At 65.7% G+C, this 15,822-nt stretch carries 12 protein-coding genes and 1 tRNA gene; 7 read left to right on the top strand and 6 right to left on the bottom strand.

Annotated features, from left to right (window positions below):
• Positions 1–3 precede the first annotated feature (3 nt).
• Positions 4–1,398: a penicillin-binding protein activator gene (locus tag DUGA2_RS05995; RefSeq protein ID WP_071658859.1), complete on the bottom strand. Its 1,395-nt coding sequence runs from the start codon at positions 1,396–1,398 to the stop codon at positions 4–6.
• A 10-nt stretch (positions 1,399–1,408) separates the two neighbouring features.
• On the opposite strand from DUGA2_RS05995, the gene rsmI reads away from it, so the two are divergent.
• Positions 1,409–2,317 (top strand): 16S rRNA (cytidine(1402)-2'-O)-methyltransferase, encoded by a 909-nt coding sequence (rsmI, locus tag DUGA2_RS05990; protein WP_070267916.1) that lies wholly within the window; start codon positions 1,409–1,411, stop codon positions 2,315–2,317.
• On the opposite strand, the gene DUGA2_RS05985 is transcribed toward rsmI, so the two are convergent.
• Positions 2,318–2,968, bottom strand: a complete 651-nt coding sequence (locus DUGA2_RS05985; protein WP_070267915.1) for a hypothetical protein — start codon at positions 2,966–2,968, stop codon at positions 2,318–2,320.
• Positions 2,969–3,091: 123 nt separating this feature from the next.
• Here DUGA2_RS05985 and DUGA2_RS05980 point away from each other — a divergent pair.
• The 6 genes from DUGA2_RS05980 (at position 3,092) to DUGA2_RS05955 (ending at position 10,809) form a co-directional block, all read left to right on the top strand.
• Positions 3,092–3,168, top strand: a tRNA-Pro gene (locus DUGA2_RS05980).
• Between the two features lie 112 nt (positions 3,169–3,280).
• Positions 3,281–3,754 (top strand): MarR family winged helix-turn-helix transcriptional regulator, encoded by a 474-nt coding sequence (locus tag DUGA2_RS05975; RefSeq protein ID WP_070267913.1) that lies wholly within the window; start codon positions 3,281–3,283, stop codon positions 3,752–3,754.
• Positions 3,755–3,765: 11 nt separating this feature from the next.
• A complete protein-coding gene (locus DUGA2_RS05970; protein ID WP_070267912.1) occupies positions 3,766–4,611 on the top strand; it encodes a CPBP family intramembrane glutamic endopeptidase in 846 nt (281 codons plus the stop codon).
• Positions 4,608–5,360: a hypothetical protein gene (locus tag DUGA2_RS05965; protein ID WP_141753199.1), complete on the top strand. Its 753-nt coding sequence runs from the start codon at positions 4,608–4,610 to the stop codon at positions 5,358–5,360. Before DUGA2_RS05970 ends, DUGA2_RS05965 begins: the two co-directional genes overlap by 4 nt.
• Before the next feature lie 322 nt (positions 5,361–5,682).
• On the top strand, positions 5,683–8,457 hold the full coding sequence (locus DUGA2_RS05960) for a TonB-dependent receptor (protein WP_070267908.1): 2,775 nt from the start codon (positions 5,683–5,685) through the stop codon (positions 8,455–8,457).
• Positions 8,458–10,809, top strand: a complete 2,352-nt coding sequence (locus DUGA2_RS05955) for a beta-galactosidase (protein WP_070267907.1) — start codon at positions 8,458–8,460, stop codon at positions 10,807–10,809.
• A 2-nt stretch (positions 10,810–10,811) separates the two neighbouring features.
• Here DUGA2_RS05955 and DUGA2_RS05950 read toward each other — a convergent pair whose 3' ends face one another.
• From DUGA2_RS05950 to bioB, 4 genes are all read right to left on the bottom strand, one after another.
• Positions 10,812–11,723 (bottom strand): hydroxymethylglutaryl-CoA lyase, encoded by a 912-nt coding sequence (locus DUGA2_RS05950; RefSeq protein WP_070267906.1) that lies wholly within the window; start codon positions 11,721–11,723, stop codon positions 10,812–10,814.
• Between the two features lies 1 nt (position 11,724).
• Positions 11,725–12,657, bottom strand: coding sequence for a glyoxylate/hydroxypyruvate reductase A (locus DUGA2_RS05945; RefSeq protein ID WP_070267905.1), 933 nt, complete (start codon positions 12,655–12,657; stop codon positions 11,725–11,727).
• A gap of 10 nt (positions 12,658–12,667) precedes the next feature.
• On the bottom strand, positions 12,668–14,704 hold the full coding sequence (locus DUGA2_RS05940) for an acetyl/propionyl/methylcrotonyl-CoA carboxylase subunit alpha (RefSeq protein ID WP_070267904.1): 2,037 nt from the start codon (positions 14,702–14,704) through the stop codon (positions 12,668–12,670).
• A 64-nt stretch (positions 14,705–14,768) separates the two neighbouring features.
• The gene (gene bioB / locus DUGA2_RS05935) at positions 14,769–15,818 is read right to left on the bottom strand and encodes a biotin synthase BioB (protein ID WP_070268341.1); all 1,050 of its coding nucleotides are present in this window, start codon (positions 15,816–15,818) and stop codon (positions 14,769–14,771) included.
• Positions 15,819–15,822: the final 4 nt, after the last annotated feature.

Genomic DNA, 15,822 nt, shown 5'->3' with positions numbered 1-15,822 from the left:
GCCTCACGGCGGCGTGACCGGCTTCGGCACGCCGTTCTTCACCACCGCCGACTGTTCGACGCGCTCGAAACTGGACGCGCCCTGGCCGAAATCGATGGTCAGCCGGCCGGTGACGCCGTCCAGGTGGAAGCGGCCGACCGGATGGCGGGCGATCTCGCGCGCCACGCGGTAGGCGTCGATGCCCAGCGCGTACAGGCGCTCGAGGTCGGCGCTGCCCGGCTGCGGCGGATGCGGGTAGACCATCACCGCCGGGTGGTCGCGCTGGATTTGCCACGGCAGGTCCAGCAGGCGCACGCCGTCGAGCTCCTGGGTCGGACTGTTGTTGCCGCTGCCCGCGTTCAGCGCCGAAGTGCCGTACACCGGCAGCGCGCGCAGCGGCCCGGCCGGCGCCGGCGCCGGTGGCGGCGGCAGCGCGTCGGCGGTGCTGAAGATGGGGTTGGCCGGCTCGCTGTTGACATTGTCGCCCAAGGCGGCGCGCAGCTGGCGGGTCTGGTCCGCGCCCATGGCGGAGAACAGCAGGCCCGGCAGGTCGTCGCGCAGGCGGGCGCGCAGTTGCACCAGTTCCGGATCGCTGAGGTAGCCGTCGGGCGCGCTCAGCTCGACCTGCTTGACCGGCAGGCCTTGGCGCTGCCACTGGGCGGCGAAGGCGGCCGCCACGCGGCGCTGCCATGGCGTGCTGGTGCTCAGCACCATGGCCGTGCTGCCCGGATGGTCGGCGGCTGCCCACTGGGCGGCCTGGCGCGCTTCTTCCTCGATGGACAGGCCCATCGCCAGCATGGACGGCGGCAGCGGCGCGGCGCCGGGCTGGCCGTGGCCTTCGGGATAGTTGAGCGTGATGGTCGGCTTTTGCGTCAGCGGACTTGCGGCGATGGCCGCCACGGCGGAACGCGCCAGCGGGCCGATGATCAGGTCGTCCTCTTGCTGGGCGCGGGCGTAGCTGGCCAGCACGTCCTGCGGCACGTCGCCGGTTTCGATCACGGTGACGGTGATGTTGTCGCGGTCGCGCTCCCAGGCCGCCAGAAAGCCGGCCCGCACCGATGACGCGGCCTGGCCCAGGGACTCGGAGCGCAGCGGCAGCAGCAGCGCCATGCGGATGGGCGCGTTGGACGGTTGCGCGGCCTCGTCGACTGCGCGGGGCGGGGTCTGCGCAGCGGCGGCAGGCGCGGCGGCGGCCATGCCCGGCAGCGTGACGGCGAAGGTTTCCGCCGGCGGCGGCGTCGGTTCAGGAGGCGGTTTGGGCAGCGGCGCGGGCCGGGCCGGCGGTGGCAGCGGCGGCGCCGCACTTGTATTTGATGAGCCGGGCGCGCACAATCCTCCGGGCGCGTTGCAGAAAGGCGTGCTGCACGCACTGACCAGTGCCGCGACCGCACACAGCAGCGACAACCTCACACTATTCATCCTACCCCCAATGACCGCACAAGAATCCAGCTCCATCGCCACCCTGCCCGTGATGGGCGAAATGACGCACCAGACCTATCCTAGCGCAACCTTGTACGTCGTGGCGACCCCGATCGGCAATGTGACGGATATTAGCCTGCGGGCGCTGCACGTCTTGAGCCTGGTCAATGCCGTGGCCTGCGAGGACACCCGCAACACCGCCCAGCTGATGACCCGTTTCGGCCTGCACAAGCCGCTGATCGCCGCCCACCAGCACAACGAGCGCGAAGTGGCGGACACGCTGATCGCCCGCCTGCAGGCCGGCGAGCGCATCGCGCTGGTGTCGGACGCGGGCACGCCGGCCGTGTCCGATCCGGGCGCGCGCATCGTCGACGCGGTGCGCGCGGCCGGTCTGCGCGTGCTGCCGCTGCCGGGCGCGTCGGCGGCGGTGACGGCCTTGTCGGCCAGCGGGCTGGTGAACGATCAGTTTTACTTCGTCGGCTTCCTGCCGGCCAAGGCCAAGCAGCGCGAGAACTTCCTCGGCACGCTGCGCGCGGTGACGGCCACCATGGTGTTCTACGAAGCGCCGCACCGCATCCTCGATTGCGCCACGGCGCTGGCGGCGGTGTTCGAGCCTGAGCGCCAGGTGGTGTTCGCGCGCGAGCTGACCAAGATGTTCGAGGAAATCCACCGCTGCCCGCTGTCCGAGGCGGAAGCGTGGATACGCGCCGATGCGCATCGCGAGAAGGGTGAGTTCGTGGTGCTGCTGGCCGGCGCACCGGCCGCCGAGGACGAGCAGGACGTGGAGGCGGAGCGCATCCTCAAGATTCTGCTGACCGAGTGCTCGGTCAAGCAGGCCGCCAACCTGGCGGCGCAGATCACCGGCCGCAAGAAGAATGCGCTCTACGACCGCGCCCTGCAGCTCAAGGGCGAGGAATAATCAGAATTTGCAGCCGCTGTCCTTCTTGTCCAGCAGCCAGAACAGCGGAGTCAGCAGGTTGCCGCCCTCCTTCAGGCAGCTTGGCCGGGCGGCGCCCTTGATGTCGCGCGCCAGCTTGCTATCCCGCTGCTCCGGATAGAGCGGATGGTCTTCCAGCTGCGCCACCGGCAGGCCGGCGCGGGCCGGGTCCTTGGCGTTGGCTTCCTTGCGGGCCGTTTTCAGCGCCGCGTTCATATCGAATTGCTTCGGTTGCAGCTCCGGGTGCAGCGGATCGGGCGCAGTGCTGGCCGGCGGCAGCGTGATCGCCTGGGCGGCGGCGGGCGCCGGGGTAGGCTCGGCCGCTGCCGCGATGACGGCTCTCGGCGGGCTGGCGCGTTCGGCCGCCTGGGGGCGTTCTTTCTTGCGCGGCTGGACAGGCTCCGGTTTTGGCGGCGGCGGTTCCACTTTGGCGACGATGGGCTTGGGCGGCGCTGGCGGCTGCAGCCAGACCGTCATGGCCTTGGCCGGGCGCGGCTCGTCCGGCGCGCTGGGCGCTGCCAGCCGCCAGCCGAAAATCAAGGCCGCATGCAGCACCAGCGAGACGGCAATGCCCGCGGCTATCCCCGGCCGGCGCATCGGCGCAGGCGGGACTTGGGTGAGGATCGCGCTCATGGTTGTTTAGATAAGGTCTGCACACCGCCATAATCTCACATTGAAAAAAAAGCGCCATGGTACATACTGATTTCATGGTGACACTTGACGGATACTGGAGCAGCTTGTATTATCTTGCTTCTTCGGAGTGTGGCGCAGCCCGGTAGCGCACCTGGTTTGGGACCAGGGGGTCCAAGGTTCGAATCCTTGTACTCCGACCAGATTCAAGAAAAAAGACTCAAGAGCTCAGGCTCTTGGGTCTTTTTTTTATCCTGAACGCATTTTTTTGAAAATATATATAAGCGCTTATATAAATAGTGCTACCATCGCTGCATGAAACAAGGACTCGGAACCCAACTACGACACCTGATCGAACTGCTGGACGGCGCGGTTCAACAGGCCTATACGGATGCAGGGCTGGATTACCGGCCCCGCTACACGCCGGTGATGCGCGCGCTGGCGCAGCAGCACAGCGCCACCATCGGCCAGCTGGCCGAGCTGGCCGGCATCACGCAGCCGGCGGTGACGCAGACGGTGGCGCTGATGAAAAAGGAAGGCCTGCTGCTGGTCGAGGCCAGCGGCGCGGACGGCCGCCAGCGCGTGGTGCGCCTGAGCAGCCACGGCGAGCTGCTGCTGCCCCGCCTGCAGGAATGCTGGCAAGCCACCAAGCGCGCGGCCGACAGCCTGGATGCGGACCTGGACTTCCCCTTGTCCCAGTGCCTGGCGCAAGCCATCGCCGTGCTGGAGCAGCGCTCCTTCGGCGACCGCATCCGCGCAGCAAACAACAAAACAACACCAACCCTTTGAGGAGAGAGACGATGGAAAACACCTTGAGCATGGCAAACGACAAACCCTCCCTGGCATCGCGCCTGATGGCCCATCCGCTGATCCGCATCGTGCTCGGCCTGGTGCTGACCTTTGCCGCCGTGCCGCTGACGATGATCGTCGCCTCGCAACTGGTGGCCAAGCCCTACCGCATCGTCTGGCCGCAGCTGCTGGCTGCGGTGCTGGTGTGGTTCGGCTACCGCTACTACCTGCGCCGCGTCGAAAAGCGGCAGCCGACCGAGCTGGCGACGGCCGGCATGGCGCGCGAACTGGGCGCCGGCCTGCTGCTCGGCGGCGCACTGGTGGCGCTGACCTTTGCGCTGCTGGGCGCGCTGGGCGTCTACCGCTTCGGCGGCGTCAATCCCTTCAGCGTCATGATGCTGGTGCCGCTGGCCGAGCTGGCGCTGGTCGGCCTGGCCGAGGAGGCGATGTTCCGCGGCGTGATCTTCGGCGTCACCGAACGTTCGCTGGGCAGCAAGGCCGCCCTCGTGATCTCGTCGCTGGTGTTCGGCCTGGGCCACTTGCCGAATGAAGGCGTGTCCTTCCTCGCTGTCGGCGTGATCACCGCATACGGCGTGCTGCAGGCCGCGCTCTACATGAAGACGCGCCGCCTGTGGGTCTGCATCGGCTCGCACGTGGCCTGGAACTACTGCGTCAGCACCGTGTTCTCGGCGACCGTCTCCGGCCATGCGGCCACGGACGGCCTGCTGCGCGGCGAGCTGGTGGGCAATACGCTGCTGACCGGCGGCGTCTTCGGCGTGGAAGGTTCGCTGATCCCGCTGCTGCTGATTACCGCCGCCGCCCTGTACTGCCTGCGCAACGCCTTCCGCCGCGCATGACGATGCGCGGCGTGCCGCTGGCCGGCTGGCTGCTGTTGCAAGGGCTGCTGATGAATCCCGCCTGCGCCGGGGATGCTCCGGCGGCGGTGGTCGTCAGCACCAGCAAGGATCCGGACTGGAAAACCTACCGCGCCTTCAATGCGGGACTGGACGTCTTCGACCAGCAGCACGGCATGGCGCCCACCGCGTCGCTGCGCTTCGTGCTGCTGCCCAAGGCGGCCGGTGCTTCGCTCAAGGACATCAAGCTGCGCGTGGCCGGCGACGACATCAGCATTCCGCTCGCGGTTGCGGAAGACGGCACCTTCGCCGTGCCGCGCAGCGAGGCGGCCCTCAAGGAGGATGCCGAGTTGATGCTCAACCGCAAACCGGGCACCTTCCGCTGGCGTCCCGACGTGCACACGCCCGGCGTGCCGCCGAATGCCCGCCGCCTGGGCGACCTGCGGCTGGAGTGCGCGGTGCGCTGGGCGGTCGAGCAATACGAGCTGCCCTATCTGTTCCGCAAGATGCTCAACGCGGCGGGCCAGCCCTGCGTGACGGCGCGGATCAAGGTCGACAACATCGCTCCGCGTCCCATCGCGGCGATGTACCTCAGCCTGAACGGCCGCCGCACCCAGTTGCCGTCCAGCCTGCTGGAAGATGGCGGCAAAGTCTACCTGGCGCCGGTCCACGACCAGGAGTGGCCGGACGACGCGCTGCTCGAATTCGAGTTCATCCAGCCGCCCGGCCAGGCAACGAGCTATACGAATTGATCATAGTTCCAGTTGAATACGCAATTGGTTGCTCATCCACATCTTGCGTACCATGGTTGTTAGCGCGGTGTAAAACGCGTAATAAAAGCAACTATGGAGATACCATGCAACAGACTACGTTCAACTGGCCCACGGCCAGCGTGTGCGCCATGACTTCGCAACTGGCCACGTCCCCACAGCAATCGGCCATGTCCGGCCTGGAGCGCAGCAGCTCCTGTTAGTTCGCCCCAGCGGCGATCGCCTGTTCCCGCAACATAAGAGCTTAGCGCCGTCACGGGAAGGCAGGCGTACGTCCGTCCAAAATCAAAAATACGGAGACACAATGAAAACGAATCAACCTGCTTTGCGTAGAACGGCCATGGCCGCCGTGATTGCCGAAATGCTGATGATGAGCGGCGCCTATGCGCAAACGTCCAGCGAGGCCAAGCCCGTCGATACCGGGGCGACCGTCATCGTCAGCGGCATCCGCGCCTCGCTGTCCTCGTCGCTGACCACCAAGCGCATACAGGACGGCGTGGTGGACGCGGTGTCGGCCGAAGACGCCGGCAAGTTCCCGGACACGAATATCGCCGAATCGCTGCAGCGCGTCACCGGCGTGCAAATCCAGCGCAACAACGGCGAAGGGCGCTACATCTCAGTGCGCGGCCTGGGGCCGGAGTTCAACAATGTGCTGGTCAACGGCCGCACCATGACCAGCGACACCGGCGGCCGCGAATTCTCCTTCGACCTGCTGTCCTCCGACCTGATCTCGAAGGCGCTGGTCTATAAAACATCGCAAGCCTTCCTGCCGGAGGGCGGCATCGGCTCGACGGTGGATATCCAGACCGCGCGGCCGCTGTCGGGAAAACTGGGCCACAGCTCGGTGGTCAATGTCTCGGACTCCTACGATACCAACTCCAAGAAGAACACGCCCAACATCAGCGGCATGTACTCGTTCGCCAATGAAGACCGGACCCTGGGCGTGACCGGATCGCTGTCCTACACCGACCGCGCTTCCAAGCAGAACAAGGCCGTCAACGACGCCTGGAACTATCGTGACGTGTCCATGATCAACGGCGACCTCAACTCCAAAGGGTTGACGATGGCCGACGTGACCACCAAAAAGCTCTACATGCCGCAGAGCTATGGCTTCCAGCAGGAGAACGAAAGCCGCAAGCGCCTGGTCGGCAATCTGACGGTGCAATACAACCCGTCGCCGACGTGGAAACTGACGGCGGACGCCCTGTACTCGCGCCTCGATCAAAAGAACGACGTGATCGCGTTCTCCGATTGGAACAATCCCCAACAGCTCGGCGTCAAGTATGACTCCAACAACCAAGTCACCAGCTTCCTGCGGCCGGGTTCGATCTTTTACGCCAACAACCCGGCGCTGGCCGGCAGCGGCAAGCTGCTGGGCGAAGCCAATTCGAACGACATGATCGTCAAGGGCGGCGATCGCCTGTCCACCACGCAGGCGTTCGGCCTGAACTCGAAATGGGCCGTGGCGCCGGAGCTGAAACTGGAAGGCGATATCTCCAGCTCCCGCACCACTTCCAAGTCGCCGAATATGTGGATCGTGGCCGGCATGGTGCCGAAAAATGGCGACACGCTGACCTTCGGCGCCACGCCCGGCCTGGTGTTCGGCGACGGCATCGCCGATCCGACCGCGGTGCGCGCGCACGCCGTATCGTATGGCGACATCCGCAATCTCGACGATCTGCAGGAAGGACGTTTCAGCCTGGCCTGGAATCACGAGATGGGCTATTTCAAGGGCATCGATAGCGGCATGGCCTACTCGCAGCGCAACGTCGAGCGGACCCAGTGGAATAACGACGCCTGGAATGCCTTCAGCGGCTACCACGTTGCCCTGCCATCGTCGTTGTTCACCGTGACGCCGATGGATAACTTCATGGGCAATGGCGCACAGATTCCAAGCGCCTATCTCCGCTTCAATCCGTATGAGTACATGAACTACCTGAACCAGCCTTCCCTGCTGGCGCAGTCCAACGACCCCGCCCTGTACCTGGACAAGACCAAGTACCCGAACGGTCCGATGGCGATCGACTACACCAAGCCGGACATGTGGGGCGTGAAGGAAAAAGTATCGAGCTTCTTCCTGGACTCCAAGTGGGAAGGCGCGGGCTGGTCGGCCAATGCGGGCCTGCGCGTGGTGCATGTGAACTCGGCGTCGACCGGCATCAGCCGCGTGCTGCTGTCGGCGACGAAAAGCCCCAACGATACGACCTACATCCTGAACTGGGGTCCGACCGCCGTCAACACCGTCACCAACAGCTACAACAGCTTCCTGCCATCGGCCAACCTGAAGTTCGACCTGACGTCCGACATGCTGCTGCGTTTGGCCGCATCGAAGACCGAGACCCGCCCTACCTTGAACCAGATGGGCGTGAGCAATTCCTACGGCGGCCGTTATGGCGACGTGCAGACCGGCGGCGGCAATCCCTACCTGAAGCCTATGCAGTCGAAGAACTACGACCTGTCGTATGAATGGTATCTGTCGAAGACCAACTACGTCAGTCTCGCCGTCTTCCGCAAGGACGTCTCCAACTTCCTGGAGACCAAGATGGTGGATATGAAAATCCCGCAGTACACTGAAGTGGTGCACGACACCCGCGTGCGCAACGGCCAGCAAGGCAAGATCAAGGGCGTGGAACTGGCCGGCCAGTACGCCTTCGACAACGGCATCTCCTGGTTGAAGGGCTTCGGCGTCGCCGCCAACTACACCTACGTGGACGCCAGTGCGACCCGCGACACCGACACCGGAGCGCCAGCTTGCGGCTATCCTGGTTTGTCGCCGCAGTCGTACAACGGCTCGGTGTTCTATGAAAACGACAAGTTCATGGCGCGGGTGAGCTATAACTGGCGTAACCACTTCTCCGTCGATTGCGGCGGCGGCAGCACCTTGCCGCGCACCCGCGCAGCCTACGGCCAGAGCGACGCCAGCCTGCGCTACAACATCACGCCGAAGATGGCGCTGTACGCGGACTTTATCAACTTGAACAACGCCCGGATGCGCGAATATGCCAACAATGAAACGCAGTTCCTTACCCTCGAAGATGTCGGCCGCCGCGCCAACGTCGGCCTGCGGGTGGCGTTCTAAATGATGCGTACAAACCTGCCCCGTCGCCGCCTGCTGCAAGGCGCCGCCGCCGCCCTGCTGCCGCTGCACGCCGTCGCCCAGGGCGGCGTATCGCCGCGCTTCGCGGTCGGCGCCAGCGATTTTCTGTTGGACGGCAAACCGCTGCAGATACGCTGCGGCGAGATGCACTTCGCCCGCGTTCCGCGCGAGTACTGGCCGCATCGCCTGAAGGCCATCAAGGCCATGGGCCTGAACACGGTGTGCGCCTACCTGTTCTGGAACTACCACGAATGGCGCGAAGGGAAGTTCGACTGGAGCGGCCAGCGCGACGCCGTCGAGTTCTGCCGCCTGGCGCAGCAGGAAGGGCTGTGGGTGATCCTGCGCCCCGGGCCGTACGCCTGCGCCGAGTGGGAGATGGGCGGCCTGCCATGGTGGCTGCTCAACAAGCATCCTGGCGACGCCTTCCTGCGCACGCGCGATCCGGCCTTTGTCGATCCGGCGCGGCGCTACCTGCGCGAAGTGGGCCGCGTGCTCGCGCCGATGCAGGTCACGCAGGGCGGCCCTATCCTGATGGTGCAGGTGGAGAACGAGTACGGCTTCTTCGGCGAAGACCTGGAGTACATGCGGACGATGCGCCAGGCCTTGCTCGACGCGCGTTTCGACGTGCCGCTATTCCAGTGCAACCCGACCAACGCGGTGGCGAAGACCCACTTGCCCGGCATGCTGACGGTGGCGAACTTCGGCAGCGATCCGGCCGGCGGCTTCAAGGCCCTGGCGGCTGTCCAGCAGGCGCCGTTGATGTGCGGCGAATACTACTCGGGCTGGTTCGACACCTGGGGCAATCCGCACCGCCGTGGCGACAATACGAGCGCGGTTGTCGACATCCAGGCCATGCTCAAGGCGAACGGTTCGTTCAGCCTTTACATGGCCCACGGCGGCACCACCTTCGGCCTGTGGGGCGGCTGCGACCGTCCCTTCCGGCCGGACACCACCAGCTACGACTACGACGCGCCGATCAGCGAGGCGGGCTGGGTGGGCGCCAAGTTCGACGCCTACCGCGAAGGCATGCGGCCATTCCTGGCGGCGGGCGAAGTGCTGCCCGAACCGCCGGCGCGCAATCCCGTCATGCGTATCGACGCGTTTGCGCTGAGCGAGTCGGCGCCGGTGCTGGCCAATCTGCCGCCACGCACGATCAAGGCGCGGACACCGGCGCCGATCGAACAGTACGACATCAGCCGCGGCCTGGTGGCCTACCGCGTGCAGCTGCCGGCCGGGCCGGCGGGCTTGCTGGCGGCCGCCAAGGTGCGCGACCTGGCCTGGGTCTACATCGACGGCAAGCAGGTGGGCACGATGGATACGCGCCATCGGCGCTTTTCGGTCGCGCTGCCGGCGCGCAGCAAGGCGGTGACGGTGGAGATCCTGTTGTACACCATCGCCCGCGTGAATTTCGGCGTGGAGGTGCACGACCGCAAGGGCCTGCACGGTCCGGTGACGTTCACGGCCAAGGGCGGCGCGGCGCAGGCGCTGGAAAACTGGGAGATACGCGCCATCGACTTCGATGCCGACGGCACGTTGCCGCCGCTGGCCTTCAAGCGCGGACGCGCCAAGGGCCCGGCCTTCTGGCGCGGCGGCTTCGAGGCCGGCAAGCAGGCCGACACCTTCCTCGACATGTCCAGCTGGGGACAGGGCATCGTATGGATCAACGGCCGCTGCCTTGGCCGCTACTGGAGCATCGGGCCGACGCAGACCATGTACCTGCCCGGCCCGTGGATCAACAAGGGCCGTAACGAAATCGTGGTGCTGGACCTGACCGGCCCGCGCAGCGCCCGCATCGCCGGGCTGACCGAGCCGATACTCGACCAGCTCAATCCCGAGCTGGATCTGGCGCGTCCCGCCAGCACGGTCAAGCCGGCGCTGGATGGCGTCGCACCGGCGCACGCGGGCGAATTCGCCCCCGGGGGCGCGACCCAGGATGTGCTGTTCGCCGCGCCGGTGAAGGGCCGCCAGTTCTGCCTGGAGTCGCTGAACGCCTTCGATGGCAAGCAATACGCGGCGGTGGCGGAGATTTCTTTGCTGGGCAAGGACGGCAAGACGATCAACCAGCAGTCGTGGACGATCGCCTACGCCAGCAGCGAGGAGTTGAAGAAGGAGGATGGTTCGGCGCTTAACGCCATCAATGGTCAGGCGTCGGATCACTGGCATACCGCGTTTTCGGGCGCGGCGGCCGGACATCCGCATCAGCTGATCATCGATCTGGGACAGCAGGTGGAAGTGGCGGGCGTGCGCTACACGCCGCGCCAGGGGGCCGACACCGTCACCGGGCGTATCAGGCAGTACCGCATGTACGTCGCGGACAAACTGGTCCGCGAATAAGGTCAGCCCGCGCGCTTGGCGGCGATGGCGTTGCCGGCGCGGCTGGCGCCTTTGCGGCCCAGGAACTGCGAGATGAACTGGCCGGCGTCGACCACGATATCGAGGTCGACGCCGGTTTCAATTCCCAGCCCCTGCATCATGTACAGCACGTCCTCGGTGGCCACGTTGCCGGTGGCGCCCTTGGCGTATGGGCAGCCGCCCAGGCCTGACACCGACGAGTGGTAAATCGCGATGCCCAGCTCCAGGCTGGCGTAGATGTTGGCCAGCGCCTGTCCATAGGTATCGTGGAAGTGGCCGGACAAGCCGTCCAGGCGGAAGGCGCGGATCGCCGTCTCCATCACCGCCTGCGTCTTGCGCGGCGTGGCCACGCCGATGGTGTCGGCGATGTCGATCTCGTCGCAACCCAGGTCGCGCATGCGGCCCACCACGTCGGCCACCGCCTCCAGCGGCACTTCGCCCTGGTACGGGCAGCCGAACGAGCAGCTGATGCTGCCGCGCAGGCGCAGGCCGTTGTCCTTGGCCGCTTTCGCCACGCCTTCGAAGCGCGCGATCGACTCGGCGATCGAGCAGTTGATGTTCTTTTGCGAGAACGCTTCCGACGCCGAGCCGAAGATCACCACCTCATCGGCTTGCGCGGCCAGCGCCGCTTCGAAGCCCTGCATGTTCGGCGTCAGCGCGGAGTAGATCACGCCCGGCTTGCGCGCGATCGCGGCCATCACCTCTTTGCTGGTGGCCATCTGCGGCACCCATTTCGGCGACACGAAGGACGCCGCTTCGATGTTCTGGAAACCGGCGCTGGTCAGGCGGTTCACCAGCTCGATCTTCACTTCGGCCGGTACGCTTTCTTTTTCATTCTGCAGGCCGTCGCGCGGGCCGACTTCGACGATCTTTACCTGTTTCGGCAAACTGTTCATATCAATATCCTCGGTTGCGGTCCACCACGCCGGCGACGGTTTCGCCCTGCGCGGTCTTGCGGATTTTTTCGGCGATCTGCTGCACGCTCTCGCGGCGCAGGGTCAGCGCCGAGATGTGCGGGGTGATCGTGATGCGCGGCTCCTGCCAGAACGGATGCTGCGCCGGCAAGGGCTCGTTGCGGAACACGTCCAGCGTGGCAGCGGCGATGTGGCCGGACTTGATCAAGGCCAGCAGGTCCGGCTCCGCCACATGCGCGCCGCGCGCCACGTTGATCAAGTACGAGCCTTGCGGCAGCTTGCTCATATTGGTGCGGTTGACCAGGTTGTTGGTATCCGGCGTCAGCGGCAGCATGCAGACCAGCACGCGGCTACCGCGCAGGAAGGTATCCAGGCCGTCGGCGCCGTGGAAGCACTGCACGCCAGCCATGGTCTTCTCGGTGCGGCTCCAGCCACGCAGCGGGAAGCCGAACGGCGCCAGCGCCTCCAGCACGCGCGTGCCCAGCACGCCCATGCCCAATACACCGACCGCGAAGTCTTCCTTCGGGTGCTGCGGCAGCGGCAGCCATTGCCCTGCGCGCGCCTGCGCTTCGTACTCGTCCAGGCGGCGGAAGTAGCGCAGCACCGAATGCGTCACGTATTCCGCCATTTGCAGCGCCATGCCGGCATCCTCCAGGCGAATGATGGGGATGTGCGACGGCAGCGCGTCGCTGAACTTGAGCAGCGAATCGACGCCGGCGCCGGTGACGAAGATCGCCTTTACCTGCGCCAGTTCCGGCAGCATGGCCTCCGGCGGCGACCACACGACGGCGTAGTCGCAAGCCTTGTTTTTTTCTCCCGCATGCCAGATTTCGACTTCGGCCTCCGGCAGGTACTTGGCAAAGTCCTTTATCCACGGCTCGGTCTTGCCGTCCGCCCGATGTAGAAGAATACGCATGATGTCCTCCTTACGCCGTCTTGAATGCCAGCAGCGGCGCACCGTCGGCGACCTGGTCGCCCACGCTGTACAGGATGTCGTCGATCACACCGTCGTGCGGCGCGGCGATGGTGTGCTCCATCTTCATCGCTTCCATGATGACCAGCGCGTCGCCCTTCTTCACTTCCTGGCCTTTGGCGGCCAGCACGGCCACCACCTTGCCCGGCATCGGCGCGGTCAGGCGTCCGCCTTCGGCTTCGGTCTCGCCGGCGTGGGCCATCGGATCGTTGTAGGCCAGCGGGTAGTGCGCGCCGTTGGTGAATACATGCAGCACGTCGCCGTCGCGGCGCACGGCGCCATGCACTGCCTGCTCGCCCAGTTTGATGCTGAAGTCATTACCGTCCTGCGACATCAGGCTCAATACCTGCGGCTGCGCGGCGCCGACGCTGAACAGCCAGTCGGCTGCGCGGTAGCTGATGTTGACCTTGTACGGCTGCTCCGCCGCGAACTCGTCGCCGAAGGACAGCGCGCGCAGATACGGATGGTTCATGCGCCAGCCCAGCGCCTGGCCCCACGGGTCGGCGGCGTTGGCGCCGGATTGTGCGGCCGAGCGGTCCTTCTCGGATTCGATCAGCGACACGGCGGCCAGCGCCAGCGCCGCATCCGGCGCCGCGTGGGCGGCCGGGAACAGCGCGTCGTGATTGCGTTCGATCAGGCCCGTGTCCAGGTCGGCCGTGGAGAAGGCCTGGCCTTCGACCAGGCGTTTCAGGAAGGCGATGTTGGTCGCCAGGCCGACGATCTGGTACTGCGACAGCGCCTGCGCCATGCGGGCCAAGGCCTGCTTGCGGTCCGCGCCCCAGACGATCAGCTTCGCGATCATCGGATCGTAGAACGGCGAGATGGCGTCGCCGGCGCGCACGCCGGAATCGATGCGCACGCCCGCCGGCAGGTTGATGGCGCCACCCAGTTCGAAGGAGACAGCGCCCGGCGTCTCCATGTGGCGCAGCGTGCCGATCGAAGGCAGGAAGCCTTTCTCCGGATTCTCCGCGTAGATGCGCGCTTCGATGGAGTGGCCGTTGATGGCCAGCTCGTGCTGCTGCTTGGGCAGCGGCTCGCCTGCGGCCACGCGCAGCTGCCATTCCACCAGGTCGGTCCCGGTGATCATTTCGGTGACGGGGTGTTCGACTTGCAGGCGGGTGTTCATCTCCATGAAGTAGAACGAGCCGTCCTGGTTGGCGATGAACTCCACCGTGCCGGCGCCCACGTAGCCGACGGCCTTGGCGGCGGCGACCGCCGCTTCGCCCATGGCTGCGCGGCGTTCGGGCGGCATGTTGGGCGCAGGCGCTTCTTCCAGCACCTTCTGGTGGCGGCGCTGCACCGAGCAATCGCGCTCGAACAGGTAGATGCAGTTGCCGAGGGTATCGGCAAACACCTGGATTTCAATGTGGCGCGGACGCTGGAGGTATTTCTCCGCCAGCACCTTGTCGTCGCCGAAGGAACTGATCGCCTCGCGCTTGCACGATGCCAGCGCGTCCTTGAACTGCGCCGAGTTCTCGATCACGCGCATGCCCTTGCCGCCGCCGCCGGCCGAAGCCTTCAGCAGTACCGGGTAGCCGATTTTGTCGGCTTGCGCGTGCAGGAAGTCGGCGTCCTGCTGTTCGCCGTGGTAGCCGGGCACCAGCGGTACGTTGGCCTTTTCCATCAGCTGCTTGGCGGCGGACTTGGAGCCCATCGCGCGCATCGCCGATGCAGGAGGGCCAATGAACACCAGGCCCGCTTCGGCGCAGGCGTCGGCGAATTCGGCGTTCTCGGACAGGAAGCCGTAGCCGGGGTGGATGGCTTGCGCGCCGGTGGCCTTGGCGACGGCGATGATTTTCTCGCCGCGCAGATAGCTTTCCTTGGCTGCGGCGGGGCCGATCAGCACCGCTTCATCGCACACCGCGACGTGCTTGGCATTGGCGTCCGCCTCCGAGTACACGGCGACGGTCTTGATGCCCATGCGGCGCGCGGTAGCGGCCACACGGCAGGCGATTTCACCACGGTTGGCGATCAGTATTTTTGTAAACATGGTCTCTCTCTTTGCAGCTTGTGGCTGGAAGTTTTTTTATCGTGTGGTGGAGCCTTGGGCTGGATCAGCAGCCGCACTTCTCCTTCGGCGCCGAGTCCAGCACGGCGCCACGGGTTTTCAGGCCCAGTTTGTTCAGCAGCGTGCGGTCGTCTTCCGCTTCCGGGTTATCGGTGGTCAGCAGCTTGTCGCCGTAGAAGATCGAATTGGCGCCGGCCAGGAAGCACATGGCTTGCACCGCTTCGCCCATCTGGCGGCGGCCTGCCGACAGACGCACGCGCGCCTTCGGCATCGTGATGCGGGCCACGGCGATGGTGCGCACGAATTCGAACGGGTCCAGCGGGTCCATGCCGTACAGCGGCGTGCCTTCCACCTGCACCAGGTGGTTGACCGGCACCGACTCAGGATACGGATTCAGGTTGGCCAGCTGCGCGATCAAACCGGCGCGTTGCAGGCGCGATTCGCCCATGCCGACGATGCCGCCGCAGCAGACCTTCAGGCCCGCTTCGCGGATGCGGCCCAGCGTGTCCAGGCGGTCCTGGTATTCGCGGGTGGAGATCACGTTGTCGTAGAACTCAGGTGCGGTGTCCAGGTTGTGGTTGTAGTAATCGAGGCCGGCGGCCTTCAGGCGCTCGGCCTGTTTTTCTTCCAGCATACCCAGCGTGGCGCAGGTCTCCAGGCCCAGCGCCTTCACTTCGCGCACCATCTCTTCGACCTTGTCCATGTCGCGGTCTTTCGGGCTGCGCCATGCCGCGCCCATGCAGAAGCGCGTCGCGCCGTTGTCCTTGGCCTGCCTGGCCGCGTCCAGCACGGTGTCGATGTCGAGGATCTTCTTGGCTTCGACGCCGGTGTCGTAGCGCGCCGCTTGCGGGCAGTAGCCGCAGTCTTCCTCGCAACCGCCGGTCTTGATCGACAGCAGCGTGGCCAGTTCGACGTCGCCGTCCGGGAAGTTGGCGCGATGCGTTTCCTGTGCGCGGAACATCAGGTCATTGAACGGCAGATCGAACAAGGCCATCACGTCGTCCAGCGGCCACGTCGCGGCGGGCGGCAAGGTGATGGCGGCCGTTGGACGGTGCAGCGCTACGGTTTTCGGTTCTTGCAGGGTGTTCAGGGACATCGTG

The organism is Duganella sp. HH101, assembly GCF_001758795.1.
GTDB lineage: Bacteria > Pseudomonadota > Gammaproteobacteria > Burkholderiales > Burkholderiaceae_D > Rugamonas > Rugamonas rivuli.
Note: the sequence above shows the minus strand (reverse complement) of the source record. Positions and strands in the feature narration are given on the sequence as shown.

Coding starts and splice junctions, on each gene's coding strand:
- DUGA2_RS05995 (WP_071658859.1), bottom strand. CDS start 1,398: ATGAATAGTGTGAGGTTGTCGCTGCTGTGTGCGGTCGCGGCACTGGTC.
- DUGA2_RS05965 (WP_141753199.1), top strand. CDS start 4,608: ATGACGATGCGCGGCGTGCCGCTGGCCGGCTGGCTGCTGTTGCAAGGG.
- DUGA2_RS05940 (WP_070267904.1), bottom strand. CDS start 14,704: ATGTTTACAAAAATACTGATCGCCAACCGTGGTGAAATCGCCTGCCGT.
- bioB (WP_070268341.1), bottom strand. CDS start 15,818: ATGTCCCTGAACACCCTGCAAGAACCGAAAACCGTAGCGCTGCACCGT.
- DUGA2_RS05975 (WP_070267913.1), top strand. CDS start 3,281: ATGAAACAAGGACTCGGAACCCAACTACGACACCTGATCGAACTGCTG.
- DUGA2_RS05960 (WP_070267908.1), top strand. CDS start 5,683: ATGAAAACGAATCAACCTGCTTTGCGTAGAACGGCCATGGCCGCCGTG.
- DUGA2_RS05970 (WP_070267912.1), top strand. CDS start 3,766: ATGGAAAACACCTTGAGCATGGCAAACGACAAACCCTCCCTGGCATCG.
- DUGA2_RS05945 (WP_070267905.1), bottom strand. CDS start 12,657: ATGCGTATTCTTCTACATCGGGCGGACGGCAAGACCGAGCCGTGGATA.
- DUGA2_RS05950 (WP_070267906.1), bottom strand. CDS start 11,723: ATGAACAGTTTGCCGAAACAGGTAAAGATCGTCGAAGTCGGCCCGCGC.
- rsmI (WP_070267916.1), top strand. CDS start 1,409: ATGACCGCACAAGAATCCAGCTCCATCGCCACCCTGCCCGTGATGGGC.
- DUGA2_RS05955 (WP_070267907.1), top strand. CDS start 8,458: ATGATGCGTACAAACCTGCCCCGTCGCCGCCTGCTGCAAGGCGCCGCC.
- DUGA2_RS05985 (WP_070267915.1), bottom strand. CDS start 2,968: ATGAGCGCGATCCTCACCCAAGTCCCGCCTGCGCCGATGCGCCGGCCG.